Source organism: Ralstonia sp. AU12-08 (assembly GCF_000442475.1).
Taxonomy (GTDB): Bacteria; Pseudomonadota; Gammaproteobacteria; order Burkholderiales; family Burkholderiaceae; genus Ralstonia; species Ralstonia insidiosa.
Genome location: NZ_ASZV01000023.1, coordinates 1 through 20,196, shown reverse-complemented (window position 1 = coordinate 20,196; position 20,196 = coordinate 1). Strand labels below are relative to the sequence as shown.

Below are 20,196 nucleotides of genomic sequence, written 5' to 3'. Positions count from 1 at the left end.
CGTACCGGTCGATTGGAAAGAAGGGGCGTTATTTTACCCTTGGTCACTGCTGTGTGATGCTTTGTCGGCGAAACTCCTAAGGCTTGGCAGCGGGCGCCGATGCTTCGGTCGCCACGTCATGGGCTGCTGCCGGGGCGGATACGGCAACCGGTTCCGATGCTGCCGATGCTGCCGATGCTGCCGGTGCGCTCGCGGGGACGGTAGGCGCTACAGCAGAAGCGGGGGTCTCCATCGGCGGGGGTGGCGGTACGGGCGCGGCCGTCACGGCAGGTGAGGTTGCTGTTGCGGCAGTCGGTGCCGGAGCATCGGTCTGAGGTGCCTTGAACAGGATGTAGAACACGGCGGCCGCCACGACGAGTAGGGCAAGGACCACTTTGACCATGGGTGCGAAGCTCCTGCTGGTGAAACCATTGTGCGATGGCCGGGGGGACTGCCGGGGGGACTGCTTTACGCGGCCTAATCAGCACACTCTACCAAAGCCCGGGCACGGATTGGGGCATCGTCACCTTGTTTGATTTCGTTCGGCAATAAAAAAGCCGGCTCCTAAGAGCCGGCTTCCGATCGACAGCGCAGCGGTGGTTTAGGCCGCCAGCAGCTGACGCAGCACGAACGGCAGGATACCGCCGTGCTTGTAGTAGTCGACTTCGATCGGCGTATCGATGCGCAGCAGCACTTGCGCGCGGGTGGTCTCGCCGTTGGCGCGCTTGATCACCAGAGTGACGTCCTGTTGCGGCTTGATTTCGCCTTCCAGGCCTTCAATGTCGAAGGTCTCGTCGCCGACGATGCCCAGCGATTGCACCGAGTCGTTGCCCTTGAACTGCAGCGGCAGCACGCCCATGCCGACCAGGTTCGAGCGGTGGATGCGCTCGAAGCTGCGTGCGATCACGGCCTTCACGCCCAGCAGTTGCGTGCCCTTGGCGGCCCAGTCACGCGAGCTGCCCGTGCCGTACTCTTCGCCACCAAACACCACCGTCGGCGTGCCTTCAGCGATGTACTTCATGGCGGCGTCGTAGATCGACATTTGCTCGCCGCTCGGCTGGAACAGCGTTTCGCCGCCCTCCACGCGCGAACCGTCGGCCTTCGGCGGGATCATCAGGTTCTTGATGCGCACGTTGGCGAACGTGCCGCGCATCATCACCTCATGGTTGCCGCGGCGCGAGCCGTAGCTGTTGAAGTCGGCCTTGAGCACGCCGTTGGCCAGCAGGTACTTGCCGGCGGGCGACGTTTCCTTGATCGAACCAGCCGGGGAGATGTGGTCGGTCGTCACGGAATCGCCAAACACGCCCAGGGCACGTGCGCCCGACACCGATGCCGAAGCCGCGGCCGGCGTCATGCCAAAGCCTTCGAAGAACGGCGGCTCGGCGATGTACGTCGACTTCGGCCAGTCATAGACCTGACCCTTCGTGCCCTTGACGTTGGCCCACAGCTTGGACGGCTTCTTGACCTGCTCGTAGTTCGTGCGGAACGTGTCTGCGTTCATCGCGAACTTCATCAGCTTGGCGATCTCGTCCGAGGTCGGCCAGATGTCGCCCAGATAGATGTCGCGGCCATCGTTGCCCTGGCCAACCGGCTGGGTCATCAGGTCGCGCGTGACGTTGCCGGCGATGGCGTAGGCCACGACCAGCGGCGGCGAGGCCAGGAAGTTGGCGCGGATGTTCGGGTGGATGCGCGCTTCAAAGTTGCGGTTGCCCGACAGCACGGCAGCCGCCACGATATCGTTCTTCACGATGGTCTCGTTCAGCTCCGGCGTCAGGTCGCCGGCGTTGCCGATACACGTCGTGCAACCGTACGCCGTCACGCCGAAGCCCAGCTTTTCCAGGTACGGCAGCAGGCCAGCCGCTTCCAGGTACTTCGTCACCACGCGGCTTCCCGGGGCGAGCGAGGTCTTGATGTGCGGTGCGACCTGCAGACCGGCTTCCACCGCCTTCTTGGCCAGCAGGCCGGCGGCCAGCAGCACGCTCGGGTTCGAGGTGTTCGTGCACGAGGTGATGGCCGCGATCAGCACGTCGCCGCTCTTCACTTCGATACCGTCGGTTGTCGTGTAGCCCTTGTCGAGATCGTCGGCGTTCTTGTTGAAGCCGTTTTCGGCCACAGGCTTGGAGAACAGCGACGAGAAGGTCGACTTCACGTTGCCGATTTCGATACGGTCTTGCGGGCGCTTCGGACCAGCCAGCGACGGGGCCACCGTGGAGAGGTCCAGCGTCAGCGTCTTGGTGTAGTCGATCTCACCGGCCTTCGGCACGCCAAACAGCTTCTGTGCCTTGAAGTAGGCTTCGAACGCGTTGATTTCTTCCTTGGTGCGGCCCGTGCCCTTGAAGTAGTCGATGGTCTTGCCATCAACCGGGAAGAAGCCCATCGTGGCGCCGTATTCCGGGGCCATGTTGCCGATGGTCGCGCGGTCCGGCAGCGACAGGCTGGCCGTGCCTTCGCCGAAGAACTCGACGAACTTGCCGACAACCTTCTCCTTGCGCAGCAGCTCGGTAATGGTGAGCACCAGGTCGGTGGCCGTGCAGCCTTCGCGCAGGCTGCCCTTCAGTTCCACGCCCACCACGTCCGGCGTCAGGAAGTACACCGGCTGACCCAGCATGCCGGCTTCCGCCTCGATGCCGCCCACGCCCCAGCCCACCACGCCGATCCCGTTGATCATGGTGGTGTGGCTGTCGGTGCCGACCAGGGTGTCGGGGTAGTACACGCCGCTCTTCTTATGGACGCCACGTGCCAGGTATTCCAGGTTGACCTGGTGGACGATGCCGAAGCCCGGCTGCACCACGCCAAACGTGTCGAATGCCTGCATGCCCCACTTCATGAACTGGTAGCGCTCGTTGTTGCGCGAGAACTCCAGTTGCATGTTCAGATCCAGCGCCTTCTTCTCGCGGAAGTGGTCGATCTGCACGGAGTGGTCCACCACCAGGTCGACCGGCACCAGCGGCTCGATCTTCTTGGGGTTCTTGCCCATGCGCTCGGCCACGTTGCGCATGGCGGCCAGGTCGGCCAGCAGCGGCACGCCGGTAAAGTCCTGCAGCACCACGCGGGCGACCACGAACGGGATCTCGTCAACGCGCTCGGCGTTCGGCTTCCAGTTGGCCAGTTGCGCGACGTGCTCTTCGGTCACCTTCTTGCCGTCGCAGTTGCGCAGCACCGATTCCAGCACGATACGGATCGACACCGGCAGGCGCTCGATCGCCACGCCCAGTTCCTTGCCCAGTTGTGGCAGGGAATGGAACTTGCCGGTCTGGCCGCCGTTGATCTTGAATTCCTTGAGTGTTTTTTTCAGGTTGTGGGGCATGGCATGACTCCAGGCTTGAGGATGCGCAGGGCACCGGAGTGCCCCTTGCGGATACATCAGATCGACCAACTTAAATTTAAATCACATACAAATCGACATACGCATTGACCGGCATCGCTTCCAGAGCCTTCTGGTCCAGCGATACCGCCAGGATCGCGTCCTGCTGCCTGGCCGGGAAACGGCGGGCCAGGTTGGTCCTGAACTTCTCGACCAATAGTGGCATGCCTTCCTTGCGCCGCCGCTGATGGCCGATCGGGTACTCCACCACGACTTCCTTGAGCGTCTTGCCATCCTTGAACTGGACGGTGATCGCATTGGCGATCGAACGCTTCTCGGGGGCGTGGTAATCCTGAGTGAACTGCTTGTCTTCCACGCAGACGATCTTCTTGCGCAGCGCATCGATGCGCGGGTCGCGGGCGACGGTGTCTTCGTAGTCTTCCGCCGTCAGTCGGCCGAAGATGAGCGGCACAGCGACCATGTACTGGATGCAGTGGTCGCGGTCTGCCGGGTTGGCGAGCGGCCCCTGCTTGTCGATGATGCGCAGCGCCGCCTCGTGCGTGCGGATCGTGATCTTTGCAATGTCGTCTACGGTCTTGCCGGCCTTCGCAAGTGCCTTGTGCAGTGTCATGGCCGCTTCCACAGCGGTCTGCGCATGGAATTCGGCCGGAAAGCTGATCTTGAACAGTACGTTTTCCATCACGTACGTGCCGTATTTGCGCTGGAACTTGAACGGCTGGCCCTTGAAGGACACATCGTAGAAGCCCCAACCCTTGGCAGTGAGGGCAGAGGGATAACCCATTTCGCCCGTTTTGGCCATCAGCGCCAGGCGCACGCCGCGGCTGGTCGCATCGCCTGCTGCCCATGATTTGCGGCTGCCGGTATTTGGCGCGTGGCGGTAGGTGCGCAGCGCCTGGCCATCGACCCACGCCAGCGACACGGCGTTGATGATCTCGTCACGCGATAGCCCGAGCAATTGCCCGACCACCGCGGTGGTGGCCACTTTGACCAGCACGACATGGTCCAGCCCCACCTTGTTGAATGCATTTTCGAGCGCGATGCAGCCCTGGATCTCGTGGGCGCGGATCATCGCGGTCAGTACGTCTTTCATCACCAGCGGCTTCTTGCCGTTGGCGAGGTTTGTGCGGGACAACCAATCCGCCACGGCCAGAATGCCGCCGAGGTTGTCCGACGGGTGGCCCCATTCGGCTGCCAGCCACGTATCGTTGAAATCCAGCCAGCGGATCATGGCGCCGATGTTGAACGCTGCCTGAACCGGATCCAGCTGGAATTGGGTGCCCGGGACCTTCGCGCCGTTCGGCACGATGGTTCCCGGCACGATGGGCCCCAGGAGCTTGGTGCACGCCGGATACGACAGCGCCTCCAGCCCGCAGCCCAAGGTGTCCAGCAGGCAATGGCGGGCCGTTTCATAGGCCGTCTTGCTGGTGAGCTTGGACTCGGTCACATAGTCAACGATGTCGACGATGACCTTGTCAGGTTTCGGGCGGATGTTCGCAACCGGTGCGGACATGGGGGGGGCTCCTACGGGCCTCTCGCGTTGATTCTCGTTACTGCTTGGCCGGCTGGGCAGCGTCCGGCGCGGGGGCCGGTGCCGGAGCAGCGTTGTCTTGCAGCATCAACGGCAGGCCGGCCGGAGCGCGCAGGGCGCCGGCTTGCGTGGGCGCCGGTGCGCCAGCGGCCATTTCGGCGGTCTGGCACTCGTCGGCCAGGCGGTGGCCTTCGTTGCGGTCAAACAGCATGGCCTTGGCCGGGATGACCACCAGGTCGAAGCCGGTCTTCTGGTCGAAGTAGCGGTCGGCGCCGGTGCGGGTCAGCTGGCGCGGCAGGTCGTAGTTCTTGCCCTTCCAGTGCAGCTTGATGATCTGATCGCGCGTCATGTCGCCGGCGACGTAGAACTCGTTGCCGAGTTCGCACTTCCATTGCACGCCATCCGGCTTGGCTGCGGCAACGGGCGCCGCCTTCTTGGCGGTCTTCTTGGCCGGGGCCTTCTTGGCAGCCGGCTTGGCGGGCGTGGTGGTCTGGGCGGCTGCGTATTGCGACGCGGCCAGCGAAAGAACGCCGGCGCAGGCGCCCACGATAAACTTGTTCATAAAGTTTCCTTCGGTAGAACAGGATGGGGGAGGCGACAGCCGCAGTCTGGGATTGCCACGGCATTTCGCGCACCGGCCGGTATTTTGACCGATTTGCACGCCGTGCCCAACGTTCTGTTACATGGCAACGCAACCCTTCGCCCAAACGGGGGGTATTGGCCACGCACAGCCCGGTACCGGGCGACGTTCCTCTTGCCTTTCTTGCCCTGGCCGCTCTCCTTGTCGATGTGTGGTGATGGACTCGAGCAAACGTCGCTCAGCCGCGGTTCTGCGCGAACAGCGCGTCCAGCTTGGCTTCGTACTCGTGGTAACCAATGCTTTCGTACAGTTCCACACCGCCGCCCGACAGGGTGATCGCGCGGTAGCCGGCCCGCTTGACCAGCAGGGCATGGTTGGCGTTGATGGTGCCGACAACCTGCAACGGTGCTTCTTCGACCAGGGCCTGGCGGAAGCGGGTGCCTGCGCCGGTTTGGTTGTTGTCGGTCATGGCCATTTCCTCTTACTCGAAGAAGCGCTTGGCGGCTGCAGGCGGCATGTCGACGCCGGTGGTGTGCGCACGTTGCAGCACGGCCCACCAGTAGCGGTAGCTTGCGCGGTCATGCAGACGCCCGTCGTGCTGGATCGGGCCCCACGACGCATCCTGCGCCGCCACAAGAATGGCGGCTGCCTGTGTCACTTCTTCGTGCGACGGGCGGAACGCGGAAACGATTGGCGCGATCTGGTCCGGATGGATGCTCCACTTGCGCAGATAGCCAAATTCATTTCGGGCGCGTGCGGCATCGCGGCCGGCGCGGTCCGGGTGCTTGATGTCGGTGCTGACGTTGTGCGACGGGACCTTGCCGTGGGCGTGGCATGCAGCGGAAATGTCGGTCAGTGCGCGGCGGATCAGCGGATGCTCGAACTGCTCCGGCGAACCCATCGCCGCACCCGGAATCGCACCGTTGTGCGCGGAGACGAAATCCATCAGCCCGAAACTCAGGCATTCCACCTGCACCAGCGATGCAATGTCGAACACCTGCGCCAGCGCCCCATGCGTTTCGATCAGCACGTGGATCGGCAGGTGTCGCGCGATGCCGGCTGCACGCGCGGCCTGATTGACTCGATCGGTCACGCGGGCCACCTCCACCACGTCGCGCACCTTGGGCACGGTCACATAGGCGAGGCGGCTGCCGGCCTGGCCGACAAGGATGTCGACGTCTTGCGTCCACGCATCGTGGTTCGGGTCGTGGATGCGTACGCCGACGCGATTGAAGCGGTTGTCGTCGCTGTTGATGAGCGCGGCGGCCAGTTCGGCATGGGCGCGTTCCTGGCCGACGGCGGCGCCGTCTTCGCAGTCAAACGTGATATCGAAGACGGGGCCAAGGGTTTGTTGCAGGGCAAGCGATTTGCGCATGAGTTTCTCTGCGCCTGCATAGTGATCGCAGACCGGCAATTGGGCCGGGGCGGCGTCGTCCTGGAACAAAACCTCGGTGGGGTGCACTGCGTCGTATCGGGTTTGTGGCGTGCGTGACGCCTTGTTGGTGTAAAAAAACCGGAGGGTTCGTTGCCGATCCACTCCGGTTTTTCGTCAGATCATGCGTTTCAGCCCAGCAGGTGCTGCACGCCAGCGCGCTCGCCTTCCAGCTCGTCGAGCGTGATCTTGATCTTGCCTTGGCTGTACTCGTCGATCTCCAGACCCTTGACCACTTCGTACTTGCCGTTGGCGGTCGTGACCGGGAAGCCGAACATCACGTCTTGCGGGATGCCGTAATCGCCGTTGGACGGGATGCCCATCGTGACGATCTTGCCGTTCGAACCCAGCAGCCAATCGCGCACGTGGTCGATGGCAGCGCCGGCAGCCGAGGCAGCCGACGACAGGCCGCGTGCTTCGATGATGGCAGCGCCGCGCTTGCCGACGGTCGGCAGGAACACGTCGTTGTTCCACACCGGATCATTGATCATGTCCTTGACGCTCTTGCCGTCGATCGTGGCGTAGCGGTAGTCGGCGTACATCGTCGGGCTGTGGTTGCCCCACACGAACAGCTTCTCGATGCTCGACACCGGCTTGCCGGTCTTGGCGGCGATCTGCGACAGGGCACGGTTGTGGTCCAGGCGCAGCATGGCGGTGAAGTTCTCGCGCGGCAGGTCCGGCGCCGACTTCATGGCGATGTAGGCGTTGGTGTTGGCCGGGTTGCCGACCACCAGCACCTTGACGTTGCGCGAGGCAACGGCGTTCAGGGCCTTGCCCTGCGCCGTGAAGATCTGGGCGTTGGCGGACAGCAGGTCTGCACGCTCCATGCCCGGGCCGCGGGGGCGGGCGCCCACCAGCAGGGCCACGTCCACGTCCTTGAACGCGGTCATCGGGTCGGAGTGGGCTTCCATGCCGGCCAGCAGCGGGAAGGCGCAGTCGTCGAGCTCCATCATCACGCCCTTGAGCGCCTTCTGGGCCTTCTCATCCGGGATTTCCAGCAGTTGCAGGATGACGGGCTGATCCTTGCCCAGCATTTCGCCGGACGCGATACGGAACAGCAGGGCGTAACCGATCTGACCAGCAGCGCCGGTCACTGCGACGCGCATGGGTGCTTTTGCCATGAGAACTCTCCAAATGGGTGTGAAAAGCGGATCGCACTGCGCGCGGCGGGGCATCCTGGCGGGATGTCGGTGCAGCCTCGCAGGCATTGCCGGCAACGGTCGGCGCCTCGTGGGCGGTCGGCTCGGATTGGGCAAGAGCCTCGCAGTTTACTGCCTCCGCATGACGATGTGGAAACACCCTTGCGATGGATCTTGAAGCCTGCCGACGCGAGTGCGAAGCCCGTCGTCCGGAACAGGCGCGAGTGTAGGGCTGGCCTCGTTTGAAAGTCAATTGATCTTCTGTCTTATATAAGACATAAGACATTCTATAAACGGGCTGGACGCGTTTGCGGCTTTTGTGGTGAAATCGCCAGTTATGTCGAGTACATCCAGCCCTCAATCCGTCGTCGTGCCGCCGTCCAGTGGCGGTGAGGCGAGCGCACAGCCTGCGTCTGCGGGCGCTGGGGGCGGGTCACCCACGTTCAGCCCGCTGTATCAGCAGATCAAGACGCTGATCCTGCAAAGCCTGCAAGCCGGCGAATGGAAGCCGGGCGAAATGATCCCCAGCGAAATGGAATTGGCCGCCCGCTACAAGGTGAGCCAAGGCACCGTACGCAAGGCGATCGACGAACTGGCTGCCGAAAACCTGGTGGCACGCCGGCAGGGCAAGGGCACGTTCGTCACCACACATTACGAAGAGGGTGTGCAGTTCCGCTTCCTGCGATTGATGCCAGAGCAGGGCGAGCAGCACTACCCGAGCAGTCGCGTGCTGGAATGCAAGCGCATGCGCGCGCCGGCCGAGATTGCCCGTCTGCTCGATCTCAAGGCTGGCGACAGCGTTGTGCAGATCCGCCGCGTGCTGTTTTTCTCCAGCGAGCCGACGGTGTTTGAGGAGATTTGGCTGCCGGGCGCCAGTTTCAAAGGGTTGACGGCTGAAAAGCTGACCGAGTGGAAGGGCCCGATGTACGCGTTCTTCGAGGCGGAATTCGGTGTGCGCATGTTGCGTGCCACCGAGCGCATCCGCGCCGTGGCGGCCGATGCGGCCACGGGAGAGTTGCTGTCGGTGCAGGCAGGATCGCCGCTGCTGTCGGTGGAGCGCGTGTCGCATACGTTCGGCGACAAGCCTGTGGAGCTGCGCCGTGGCCTGTACGTCACGACGCGGCACTACTACCAGAACGAGTTGAATTGATGACGCGCCGCCAGCCTGCCATGCGGGTTGGCGGCGTCTTGATTTGTGAGGCGCGCAACGGCGTATTGCGCGTCACGAAGAAGGTGTAGAACAGATAATTGCCCGCGCATCACGCCACTGGCAGGCGAGGGCAGGAAGCACAAAAATGGAGCGCGCCGAGTGGAATTATTGGTGCGCTGCGCAACAAAAGCGCGATAGAATCGTGCGGATTTTTGCAAAGCAGTTTTGTTAGTTGATTAGCCAATGGGGTCTGACATGGCAGAAGCCGTCAAGAAAGCCAGACCGGAATTCAGGAACATCGGTTTGGGCGATCTCGCCCGCTACCGTTTGCCCTGGGCCGGTAAGGTGTCCATCCTGCATCGTGCCAGCGGTGCACTGATGTTCCTTCTTCTTCCGTTCGTGCTGTACTTGCTCGAGCAAAGTCTCACGTCGGAAATCAGTTTCGCCAAGTTCACGGCGCTTCTGTCCGGTGGCTTCGCCAAGATTGTCGTTCTCGCACTGATCTGGGCTTACCTGCACCACTTCTGCGCCGGCATCCGCTACCTCCTCCTCGATCTGCATGTCGGTATCGACAAGGCCACCTCGGCCAAGTCGGCTGTGAGCGTGCTGATCGTCAGCCTGCTGCTGACCGTTGTGTTCGGCGCCAAGCTGTTCGGCCTGTTCTGAGGAGTCCCAGATGGCAAATAACAATATCGGTCCCAAGCGCCTCGTCGTTGGCGCGCACTACGGCCTGAAGGATTTCCTCGCGCAACGCGTCACTGCCGTGATCATGGCGGTCTACACCGTTGTGCTGCTGGCCGCGTTCCTGCTCTCGAAAGACACGTCGTATCAAAGCTGGGCTGGCCTGTTCGCCAACCAGTGGATGAAACTGCTGACGTTCGTAGCCTTCCTGTCGCTCACGTATCACGCCTGGATTGGCGTGCGTGACATCTGGATGGACTACGTGAAACCCGTGGCAGTGCGTTTGACGCTGCAAGTGTTGACGATTCTGTGGCTCGTTGGTTGTGCGGGCTACGCAGCTCAGATTCTCTGGAGGGTTTAAGACATGGTCGCAGTCAAGACTGGGCTGCCGCGCCGCAAATTCGACGTCGTGATCGTCGGTGCGGGCGGTTCGGGCATGCGTGCATCGCTGCAGCTCGCAGAAGCCGGCCTCTCCGTGGCCGTGCTGTCCAAGGTTTTCCCCACCCGCTCGCACACCGTGGCGGCGCAGGGTGGTATCGGTGCTTCGCTGGGCAACATGAGCGAAGACAACTGGCACTATCACTTCTACGACACCATCAAGGGTTCCGACTGGCTCGGCGACCAGGATGCGATCGAGTTCATGTGCCGCCAGGCGCCGAACGTGGTCTATGAGCTGGAACACTTCGGCATGCCGTTCGACCGCAATGCCGACGGCACGATCTATCAGCGTCCGTTTGGTGGCCACACGTCGAACTACGGCGAGAAGCCGGTGCAGCGTGCCTGCGCCGCCGCTGACCGTACCGGCCACGCACTGCTGCACACGCTGTATCAGCGTAACGTGCGCGCTAAGACGCACTTCTTCACGGAGTGGATGGCGCTCGACCTGATCCGCGATCAGGAAGGCGACGTGCTGGGCGTGACCGCGTTGGAAATGGAAACCGGCGAGGTCTACATCCTCGAAGGCAAGACGACGCTGTTCGCCACGGGCGGTGCCGGCCGTATCTATGCCGCTTCCACCAACGCCTTCATCAACACCGGTGATGGCCTGGGCATGGCAGCACGCGCTGGCGTGCCGCTGGAAGACATGGAGTTCTGGCAGTTCCACCCGACCGGCGTGGCCGGCGCGGGCGTGCTGATCACGGAAGGCGTGCGCGGCGAAGGCGGCATCCTGCGTAACAAGGATGGCGAGCGCTTCATGGAGCGCTATGCCCCGACGCTGAAGGATCTGGCACCGCGTGACTTCGTGTCGCGCTCGATGGACCAGGAAATCAAGGAAGGCCGCGGCTGTGGCCCGAACGGCGACTACGTGCTGCTCGACCTGACCCACGTCGGTGCCGAGACCATCATGAAGCGTCTGCCGTCGATCCGCGAAATTGGCCTGAAGTTCGCCAACGTCGATGCGATCAAGGAACCGATTCCGGTCGTGCCGACCATCCACTATCAGATGGGCGGTATTCCGACCAACTATCACGGCCAGGTCGTGGTGCCGAAGAACGGCAGCCCGAATGAAGTCGTCAATGGCTTCTACGCCATCGGCGAGTGTTCGTGTGTGTCGGTGCACGGTGCCAACCGTCTGGGTACGAACTCGCTGCTCGACCTGGTGGTGTTCGGCCGTTCGGCGGGCAACCACATCATTGCGCAGAACCTGAAGAACCGCGAACACAAGCCGCTGCCGGCTGACGCCGCTGACTTCGCACTGTCGCGCCTGGCCAAGCTGGATTCGTCAAGCTCGGGCGAGTACGCGCAGGACGTTGCCAACGACATCCGCCGCAACATGCAGTCGCACGCGGGTGTGTTCCGCACGCAGGCCCTGATGGACGAAGGCGTCCAGCGCATCATGGAAGTGGCTGAGCGCAGCGCCAACATCCACCTGAAGGACAAGTCCAAGGTGTTCAACACCGCGCGCGTTGAAGCGCTGGAAGTGGCCAACCTGGTGGAAGTCGCCAAGGCGACGATGGTGTCGGCTGCTGCCCGCAAGGAATCGCGTGGCGCCCACGCCCACAGCGACTTCCCGAACCGCGACGACGAAAACTGGATGAAGCACACGCTGTACTACAGCGAAGGCAACCGTCTGGAATACAAGCCTGTGACGATGAAGCCGTTGACGGTAGAAAGCGTGCCGCCCAAGGCCCGTACGTTCTAACCGGAAGGACCCACAAAAATGAAGCGTATTTTTGAAGTCTATCGCTACGATCCGGACAAGGACGCAGCGCCCCGCATGCAGACCTACGAGGTCGAACTCGACGGTCACGAGCGCATGCTGCTCGACGCGTTGGTCAAGCTGAAGAAGCTGGACGAGTCGATCGCGTTCCGTCGTTCATGCCGCGAAGGCGTGTGCGGTTCCGACGCCATGAACATCAACGGCAAGAATGGTCTGGCCTGCCTGACCAACATGCGTGAACTGCCCGAGAAGATCGTACTGCGTCCGCTGCCGGGGCTGCCCGTGGTGCGCGACCTGATCGTCGACATGACGCACTTCTTCAACCAGTACCACTCGATCAAGCCGTTCCTGATCAACGACGAGCCGCCGCCCGAGAAGGAGCGTCTGCAGTCGCCGGAAGAGCGTGAAGAGCTGGACGGTCTGTACGAGTGCATTCTGTGCGCGAGCTGCTCGACGTCGTGCCCGTCGTTCTGGTGGAACCCGGACAAGTTCGTCGGCCCGGCTGGCCTGCTGCAGGCTTACCGCTTCATCGCCGACAGCCGTGACCAAGCGACCAACGAGCGCCTCGACAACCTCGAAGACCCGTACCGCCTGTTCCGCTGTCACACCATCATGAACTGCGTCGATGTGTGCCCGAAGGGTCTGAACCCGACCAAGGCCATCGGCAAGATCAAGGAATTGATGGTGCGCCGCGCGGTGTAAATCGCAACGCACCCAGCGTCGCCGGAGCGGTTTTCCGGCGACGCGTCCTTTTGAGAAGCATGACCGCTGTGACTACCCCGACGTTCTCTCACCAATCCGATCCGCACAAACGCGCGCGTTTGCGCTGGCGTGCCCGACGCGGTTTGCTGGAGAACGATATCATCGTCGAGCGCTTCTTCAACCGCTACGAGACGGAGCTGTCAGATGATGACGTTGCTGCACTCTCGCAGTTGTTCGAGCTGCCCGACAACGACCTGATGGATCTCCTGCTTGCACGCAAGGAGCCGGAAGGTGATCTCGACGTGCCGGAAGTCAAGCACGTCCTGACCTTGCTGCGTTCGGTCTGATTGTTCGACCGCAGGCCAACGCGCGAGAGGTTGCCGCAAGACGAATCGGTCTAGCCGCCCCCACGGCACCCTGCGATCCGTCTGGCGGGAATCTCCCGACTTCATTTTCATAAACAGCAGAGAAGGAAACCGACATGACGCCGTCCGAAGTGAAAGCCACCCTATCGTTTTCCGATGGCTCGCCCAGCGTTGAGCTGCCGATCTACAAGGGCACGGTTGGCCCGGACGTGATCGACATCCGCAAGCTGTACGGTCAAACGGGCAAGTTCACGTACGACCCCGGCTTCATGTCGACCGCGTCGTGCAACTCCAAGATCACCTACATCGACGGCGACAAGGGTGAGCTGCTGTACCGCGGCTACGCCATCGACGATCTGGCTAGCAAGTGCGATTTCATGGAAATCTGCTATCTGCTGCTGAAGGGCGAACTGCCCAACGCCAAGCAGAAGGAAGAGTTCAACCATGTGGTGACGAATCACACCATGGTGCACGAGCAGATGCAGTTCTTCCTGCGCGGCTTCCGTCGTGACGCACACCCGATGGCCGTGCTGACGGGCCTGGTCGGTGCGATGAGCGCGTTCTACCCGGATGCTGCCAATATCAACGACCCGCGCGAGCGCGAGATCTCGCAGATCCGCCTGATCGCCAAGCTGCCGACGCTGGTGGCCATGGCGTACAAGTACAACATCGGCCAGCCGCTGATCTACCCGCAGAACAACCTGTCATACACCGGCAACTTCATGCGCATGATGTTTGCCACGCCGTGTGAAGACTACAAGGTGAATCCGGTGCTGGAGCGTGCTCTGGACCGCATCTTCATCCTGCACGCAGACCACGAGCAGAACGCGTCGACCTCGACGGTGCGTCTGGCTGGCTCGTCGGGCACGAACCCGATCGCTGCCATCGCTGCCGGTATCGCTTGTCTGTGGGGCCCGGCGCACGGTGGTGCGAACGAAGCCGCACTGAACATGCTGGAAGAGATCGGCTCGGTGGACAAGGTTCCCGAGTTCATCAAGCAGGTCAAGGACAAGAACAGCGGCGTGCGCCTGATGGGCTTTGGCCACCGCGTGTACAAGAACTACGACCCGCGCGCCAAGCTGATGCGCGAAACCTGCCATGAAGTGCTGAACGAACTGGGCCTGCACAACGACCCGCTGTTCAAGCTCGCCATGGAGCTGGAAAAGATCGCGCTGGAAGACGAGTACTTCGTCAGCCGCAAGCTGTACCCGAACGTCGACTTCTACTCGGGTATCGTGCAGCGCGCGCTGGGCATCCCGTCGTCGATGTTCACCTGCATCTTCGCGCTGGCCCGCTCGGTGGGCTGGATCTCGCAGTGGGAAGAGATGATTACCGATCCGGAATACAAGATCGGCCGTCCGCGCCAGCTGTTCAACGGTGCCGCCACGCGCGAAGTGCCGGCGATCGACAAGCGCTAAGCTGTTCGGTAACGCGCTGGTCAGAAACCCCGCCTGGGAAACCGGGCGGGGTTTTTTGTCGCCCGAAGATTGCCCGGGCGAGCTTTCGTGAAATGACGAAACCCCCTTTCGCCAGTCACGTCCGGTGTGCAATGCACCGGGTGGCATAATCGATCACTCCCCACGAAACTGCTCGCGCAGCCGCCGACTATGGCGCGTTGTGCACGGATCGCATCATGGCCAAGACGCTCTACGACAAACTCTGGGACGATCACGTCGTTCATACCGAAGATGACGGCACGACCGTGCTCTACATCGATCGTCAACTGCTGCACGAGGTGACGAGCCCGCAGGCGTTCGAAGGCCTGAAGCTGGCGCAGCGTCCGGTGTGGCGCATCAGCGCCAACCTGGCTGTGTCGGACCACAACGTGCCGACCACCGATCGCTCGCACGGCATTGCTGACCCGGTCTCCAAGCTGCAGGTCGACACGCTCGACGCCAACTGCGATAGCTACGGCATCACGCAATTCAAGATGAACGACAAGCGTCAGGGCATCGTGCACGTGATCGGGCCGGAGCAGGGCGCGACGTTGCCGGGCATGACGGTGGTCTGCGGTGATTCGCACACCAGCACGCATGGCGCGTTCGGCGCGCTGGCGCACGGCATCGGCACGTCGGAAGTCGAGCACGTGCTGGCCACGCAGACGCTGCTCGCCAAGAAGAGCAAGAACATGCTCGTGAAGGTGGAAGGCATGCTGCCGCGCGGCTGCACCGCCAAGGACATCGTGCTCGCCATCATCGGCAAGATCGGCACGGCGGGCGGTACGGGTTATGCCATGGAATTCGGCGGTTCGGCCATCCGCGCGCTGTCGATGGAAGGCCGTATGACGGTGTGCAACATGGCGATCGAGGGCGGCGCGCGCGCCGGCATGGTCGCCGTGGACGACGTCACGCTCGAATACATTAAGGGCCGCCCGTTTGCCCCGCAGGGTGTGGAGTGGGAGCAGGCCGTTCAATACTGGCGCACGCTGCATTCTGACGAAGGTGCGCACTTCGACCATGTGGTCGAGCTGCGCGCTGAAGAGATTCGCCCGCAAGTGAGCTGGGGCACGTCGCCGGAAATGGTGGTCAGCATTGAAGACCGCGTGCCGGATCCCGAAAAGGAAAAGGACCCGAACAAGCGCAACGCCATGGAGCGCGCGCTCGAATACATGGGCCTGCAGCCGAACGTCGCCATCAGCGATATCAACATCGATAAGGTCTTCATCGGCTCGTGCACCAACAGCCGTATCGAAGACATGCGCGCTGCTGCGTGGGTCGTTCAGAAGCTGGGCAAGCGCATTGCCTCGAACGTGAAGCTGGCGATGGTCGTGCCGGGCTCGGGCCTTGTGAAAGAGCAGGCCGAGCGAGAGGGGCTCGACAAGATTTTCAAGGCGGCAGGTTTTGAATGGCGCGAGCCGGGTTGCTCGATGTGCCTGGCGATGAACGCGGACCGATTGGACCCTGGCGAGCGCTGTGCATCGACCTCCAACCGCAACTTCGAAGGCCGTCAAGGCGCGGGTGGCCGCACCCACCTCGTGAGCCCGGCGATGGCCGCTGCGGCCGCGCTGGAAGGCCACTTCGTCGACGTGCGCAAGCTCGCTTGAGCGGCAGGATAGAGAGAGCAATCATGGAACAATTCACCATCCACACCGGCCTCGTGGCCCCGCTCGACCGCGAGAACGTCGACACCGACGCCATTATTCCGAAGCAATTCCTGAAGTCGATCAAGCGCACGGGCTTCGGCCCGAACCTGTTCGACGAGTGGCGCTACAAGGATGTCGGCGAACCCGGCCAGGACAACAGCAACCGCCCGCTGAACCCGGACTTCGTGCTGAACCAGCCGCGCTACCAAGGCGCTTCGGTGCTGCTGGCGCGCAAGAACTTCGGCTGCGGCAGTTCGCGTGAGCACGCACCGTGGGCGCTGCAGCAGTACGGTTTTCGCGCCATCATCGCGCCGAGCTTTGCCGACATCTTCTTCAACAACTGCTTCAAGAATGGCCTGCTGCCGATCGTGCTGACAGAGTCGCAAGTCGACCACCTGTTCAACGAGACGCAAGCCTTCGTCGGTTATCAACTGACCGTTGATCTGGACAAGCAGGTTGTCGTCACGCCTGGTGGCACGGCCTATCCGTTCGACATCACGGCGTTCCGCAAGTACTGCCTGCTCAACGGCTTCGATGACATCGGCCTGACCCTGCGCTATGCCGATCAGATCAAGGCGTATGAAGCGCAGCGCCTGGCCAAGATGCCGTGGCTTGCACACAAGCTCGTCGGCTGAACTCGTCAACAGAACACGCAGAACAACAAGGAAATACGCATGACCAAGATTGCAGTGTTGCCGGGTGACGGCATCGGTAAGGAAATCGTGGCCGAGGCCGTCAAGGTGCTGAATGCACTGGGCGAGTCGTTCGAGATGGAATTCGCGCCCGTTGGCGGCGCCGGCTATGAAGCCAAGGGCCATCCGCTGCCGGAAGACACGCTCAAGCTTGCCAAGGAAGCCGACGCCATCCTGTTCGGCGCCGTGGGCGACTGGAAGTACGACACGCTGGCGCGCGAACTGCGCCCCGAGCAGGCGATCCTCGGCCTGCGCAAGCATCTGCAGCTGTTCGCCAATTTCCGTCCGGCGATCTGCTATCCGGAACTGGCCGGCGCATCGAGCCTGAAGCCGGAGATCGTCGGTGGTCTCGACATCCTGATCGTGCGTGAACTGACCGGTGACATCTACTTCGGTCAACCGCGCGGTGTGCGTGCCGCACCGGACGGCCTGTTCGCCGGCGCGCGCGAAGGCTTCGACACCATGCGCTACAGCGAGCCAGAAATCCGCCGCATCGCGCACGTCGCCTTCCAGGCCGCCGCCAAGCGCGGCAAGAAGCTGTGCAGCGTCGACAAGGCCAATGTGCTCGAGACGTTCCAGTTCTGGAAGGACATCGTCACCGATGTGCACAAGGAGTACCCGGAAGTCGAGCTGTCGCACATGTACGTCGACAACGCCGCCATGCAACTCGTCAAGGCGCCGAAGAACTTCGACGTGATCGTCACCGGCAACATGTTCGGCGACATCCTGTCGGACGAGGCCGCCATGCTGACGGGCTCGATCGGCATGCTGCCGTCGGCGTCGCTCGATGCGAACAACAAGGGCTTGTACGAGCCGTCGCACGGTTCGGCGCCGGACATCGCGGGCAAGGGCGTGGCCAACCCGCTGGCGACGATCCTGTCGGCGGCGATGATGCTGCGTTACTCGCTGGGCAAGGCTGAGCAAGCCGATCGCATCGAGAACGCCGTCAAGAAGGTGCTGGCTCAGGGCTATCGCACTGGCGACATTCTGACGCCGGGCTGCAAGCAGGTCGGCACGGTGGAGATGGGCGAAGCTGTGCTGGCTGCCCTCTAAGCTGAGCCACGCGTTGCGGCACCGTCACATGACGTGCCGCAACCGTATTTTTTCGGCGGACGCATGCTGCAGCGCATTGTGCGCGCCGCCAAATCGTGTATATTTTTGCAGATGATCTCGACCGCGCTCCCCGTCCTCGTACTGGGCATTCTGGGCACCCTGGCTATCGCCGCCAAGGGCGCCGCTGCGCGCGCTCGCTTGACGCCTGTCGAGATTCGCACGACCACCAAAACCATTACGAAAAAAACGATCTCGTAGATCGTCCGGTCGTGTCCGCCTGCCTTCCCCGCGCGGTCACCGCCGGGCGCACGAGGCGGGGAAAATCACTAAGGGTTCCACATCATGAAGGTAGGTCTCGTCGGTTGGCGCGGCATGGTCGGCAGCGTGCTGATGCAGCGCATGCAGGAAGAAAAGGATTTCGACCTGATCGATACGGTGTTTTTCAGCACCAGCAACGCTGGCGGCAAGGCGCCTGCATTCGCCAAGACGGATGCGCCGCTGGCCGACGCCAACGACATCGAAGCGCTGAAGGCCTGCGACACGATCATCACGTGCCAGGGCGGTGACTACACCACCGAAGTCTTCCCGAAGCTGCGCGCCGCCGGCTGGAACGGCTACTGGATCGACGCCGCTTCGACGCTGCGTATGGAAGACGACGCCGTGATCGTGCTGGACCCGGTCAACCTGGGCCTGATCAAGAACGCGGTGGCGGCCGGCACCAAGAATTTCATCGGCGGCAATTGCACCAACTCCATCCTGCTGATGGGCGTGGGCGGTCTGTTCCGCGAAGGCCTGGTTGAGTGGGTCAGCTCGATGACCTACCAGGCGGCTTCGGGCGGTGGCGCGAACCACATGCGCGAACTGCTCAAGGGCATGGGCGTGATCCATGGTGCCGTGGCTGACGAGCTGGCCAACCCGGCATCGGCCATTCTGGACATCGATCGCAAGGTCGCCAAGACCATCCGCGAAGATGTGCCGACCGAGTTCTTCCCGGCGCCGCTGGCGGGTGGTCTGATTCCCTGGATCGACAAGCAACTCGACAACGGCCAGTCGAAGGAAGAGTGGAAGGGCCAGGCCGAGGTCAACAAGATTCTGGGCAACGCGCAGCCGGTTCCGGTGGATGGCCTTTGCGTGCGGATTGGCGCGATGCGCTGCCACAGCCTGGGCCTGACGCTCAAGCTCAAGCGCGACCTGCCGCTTGAAGAGATCGAGCAGATCATCCGCTCGGGCAACCCGTGGGTGAAGTGGGTGCCGAACGATCGCAGCATCACTGAGAAGGAACTGACGCCGGCGTCCATCACCGGTGGCCTGCAGATCGGTGTGGGCCGCGTACGCAAGCTGAACATGGGGCCGGAATACGTGAGCGCCTTCGTGATCGGCGACCAACTGCTCTGGGGCGCGGCGGAACCGCTGCGTCGCACGTTGCGCATCCTGCTGGGCAAGTGACCCCGGCTTTGCATTCGTTGTCGGGTCGGGTGGCGGCGATTGTCGTTGCGGCCTGACAACAGAAAGTGCGCTTTTTCTACCAACGCCGCGCGGCCTGCGCGGCGTTGTGCCATCTGGCCGCCCACGGGCTGTAACGTTGGTACACAATAGCGGCCAGAATTGCGGTATGAAAGCCGTCCACCCTTTCGTGGGGTGGACAGTTACGGGGAATAGTTAGCGCCACGTCGAAGCATTCGCATTCCGGGGGGTACGTCGGATGCTTCAGAATCTCGCCAATTGTGTCGTTTTGATAAAAATCGACGGCGGTTCGAACCCTCAGCTTTTCGCCTATTGGGTGAACTTGCTGCGCTAACTCGTTGATGTTAAGTTCGTTTGCACATTAAAAGATAACGGAGTCGAAGGTGAGGGTGAGCCAATACCGCCGGAGAGAAACGTCCCATCGCAGTCCTAGCTGGTCGGCCGTCGCCATTGCTGCGGCAAGCCTGTTGCTGATCCAGCCCGCAGCGCATGCAGCTGGTTTCGGCGCGCTGCATGTGCGTTCCAGCCTTGGCCAGCCGCTGCAGGCCGAAATCGATCTGACCGGCGTGACGCCCGAAGAGGCGCAGAACCTGGTCGCCAAGCTGGCTACTCCGGATGCCTATTCGCGCGCCGGTCTGAGCTACAACCCGATCGTCTCCTCGCTGCGTGCGTCGCTTGAGCGCCAGTCGAATGGCAACTACGTGGTGCGCCTGCGATCCACCCAGCCCGTCGCCGAGCCGTTTGTTGACGTGCTGGTCGACCTGAACTGGGCAAGCGGTCACGTTTCGCGCGCCTATACCTTCCTGTTGGACCCGGTGGGCTCCAGCAATACCGCTCAGAATTTTGCGCCGACGCCGGTGGTT

19 protein-coding genes and 1 pseudogene are annotated in these 20,196 nt (G+C 62.4%); 13 read left to right on the top strand and 7 right to left on the bottom strand.

The genetic code is table 11. The annotated features are described in order from the left end of the window. Positions 1–76: 76 nt before the first annotated feature. The 7 genes and pseudogenes from C404_RS59320 to C404_RS42670 all read right to left on the bottom strand — a co-directional run bounded on the left by C404_RS59320 (position 77) and on the right by C404_RS42670 (position 7,965). Positions 77–382 (bottom strand): hypothetical protein, encoded by a 306-nt coding sequence (locus tag C404_RS59320; protein ID WP_049285522.1) that lies wholly within the window; start codon positions 380–382, stop codon positions 77–79. Between the two features lie 198 nt (positions 383–580). Next, a complete protein-coding gene (gene acnA, locus C404_RS42695) occupies positions 581–3,286 on the bottom strand; it encodes an aconitate hydratase AcnA (RefSeq protein ID WP_021194931.1) in 2,706 nt (901 codons plus the stop codon). 76 nt (positions 3,287–3,362) lie between these two features. Then, positions 3,363–4,814 (bottom strand): bifunctional 2-methylcitrate dehydratase/aconitate hydratase, encoded by a 1,452-nt coding sequence (locus C404_RS42690; protein WP_021194930.1) that lies wholly within the window; start codon positions 4,812–4,814, stop codon positions 3,363–3,365. A gap of 37 nt (positions 4,815–4,851) precedes the next feature. Further along, entirely contained in the window at positions 4,852–5,394 is a 543-nt protein-coding gene (locus C404_RS42685; RefSeq protein WP_021194929.1) for a hypothetical protein, read from the bottom strand. 331 nt (positions 5,395–5,725) lie between these two features. After that, a pseudogene (gene prpB, locus C404_RS42680) lies at positions 5,726–5,881 on the bottom strand (methylisocitrate lyase); the annotation flags it as partial. Between the two features lie 12 nt (positions 5,882–5,893). Next, complete coding sequence (locus C404_RS42675; protein ID WP_031329361.1) at positions 5,894–6,874, bottom strand: HpcH/HpaI aldolase/citrate lyase family protein; 981 nt, start codon at positions 6,872–6,874, stop codon at positions 5,894–5,896. Between the two features lie 101 nt (positions 6,875–6,975). Continuing rightward, a complete protein-coding gene (locus tag C404_RS42670; RefSeq protein WP_021194926.1) occupies positions 6,976–7,965 on the bottom strand; it encodes a malate dehydrogenase in 990 nt (329 codons plus the stop codon). Positions 7,966–8,320: 355 nt separating this feature from the next. Here C404_RS42670 and C404_RS42665 point away from each other — a divergent pair, with 355 nt between their 5' ends. The 13 genes from C404_RS42665 to C404_RS42605 all read left to right on the top strand — a co-directional run. After that, positions 8,321–9,133: a GntR family transcriptional regulator gene (locus tag C404_RS42665; protein ID WP_031329360.1), complete on the top strand. Its 813-nt coding sequence runs from the start codon at positions 8,321–8,323 to the stop codon at positions 9,131–9,133. A gap of 255 nt (positions 9,134–9,388) precedes the next feature. Continuing rightward, positions 9,389–9,799, top strand: coding sequence for a succinate dehydrogenase, cytochrome b556 subunit (gene sdhC, locus C404_RS42660; RefSeq protein WP_021194923.1), 411 nt, complete (start codon positions 9,389–9,391; stop codon positions 9,797–9,799). A 10-nt stretch (positions 9,800–9,809) separates the two neighbouring features. Then, positions 9,810–10,175 carry a succinate dehydrogenase, hydrophobic membrane anchor protein gene (sdhD, locus tag C404_RS42655; protein ID WP_021194922.1) on the top strand — a complete coding sequence of 122 codons (366 nt, stop codon included), beginning with the start codon at positions 9,810–9,812 and terminating at the stop codon, positions 10,173–10,175. A gap of 3 nt (positions 10,176–10,178) precedes the next feature. Then, entirely contained in the window at positions 10,179–11,957 is a 1,779-nt protein-coding gene (sdhA, locus tag C404_RS42650) for a succinate dehydrogenase flavoprotein subunit (protein WP_021194921.1), read from the top strand. Between the two features lie 18 nt (positions 11,958–11,975). Then, positions 11,976–12,677 carry a succinate dehydrogenase iron-sulfur subunit gene (locus C404_RS42645; RefSeq protein ID WP_021194920.1) on the top strand — a complete coding sequence of 234 codons (702 nt, stop codon included), beginning with the start codon at positions 11,976–11,978 and terminating at the stop codon, positions 12,675–12,677. Between the two features lie 59 nt (positions 12,678–12,736). Continuing rightward, positions 12,737–13,024, top strand: coding sequence for an FAD assembly factor SdhE (locus C404_RS42640; protein WP_021194919.1), 288 nt, complete (start codon positions 12,737–12,739; stop codon positions 13,022–13,024). Positions 13,025–13,158: 134 nt separating this feature from the next. Next, positions 13,159–14,460: a citrate synthase gene (gene gltA, locus C404_RS42635; protein ID WP_021194918.1), complete on the top strand. Its 1,302-nt coding sequence runs from the start codon at positions 13,159–13,161 to the stop codon at positions 14,458–14,460. 215 nt (positions 14,461–14,675) lie between these two features. Beyond that, complete coding sequence (gene leuC / locus C404_RS42630) at positions 14,676–16,085, top strand: 3-isopropylmalate dehydratase large subunit (RefSeq protein ID WP_021194917.1); 1,410 nt, start codon at positions 14,676–14,678, stop codon at positions 16,083–16,085. A gap of 23 nt (positions 16,086–16,108) precedes the next feature. Beyond that, positions 16,109–16,759 carry a 3-isopropylmalate dehydratase small subunit gene (gene leuD, locus C404_RS42625; protein ID WP_021194916.1) on the top strand — a complete coding sequence of 217 codons (651 nt, stop codon included), beginning with the start codon at positions 16,109–16,111 and terminating at the stop codon, positions 16,757–16,759. Positions 16,760–16,798: 39 nt separating this feature from the next. Next, positions 16,799–17,869, top strand: a complete 1,071-nt coding sequence (leuB, locus tag C404_RS42620; protein WP_021194915.1) for a 3-isopropylmalate dehydrogenase — start codon at positions 16,799–16,801, stop codon at positions 17,867–17,869. A 63-nt stretch (positions 17,870–17,932) separates the two neighbouring features. Continuing rightward, positions 17,933–18,127, top strand: a complete 195-nt coding sequence (locus tag C404_RS42615) for a hypothetical protein (RefSeq protein WP_021194914.1) — start codon at positions 17,933–17,935, stop codon at positions 18,125–18,127. A gap of 84 nt (positions 18,128–18,211) precedes the next feature. Next, positions 18,212–19,315, top strand: coding sequence for an aspartate-semialdehyde dehydrogenase (asd, locus tag C404_RS42610; protein ID WP_021194913.1), 1,104 nt, complete (start codon positions 18,212–18,214; stop codon positions 19,313–19,315). Positions 19,316–19,716: 401 nt separating this feature from the next. Next, positions 19,717–20,196: type IV pilus assembly protein FimV (locus C404_RS42605; protein WP_442792370.1), on the top strand; the 480-nt coding region annotated here is incomplete at its 3' end.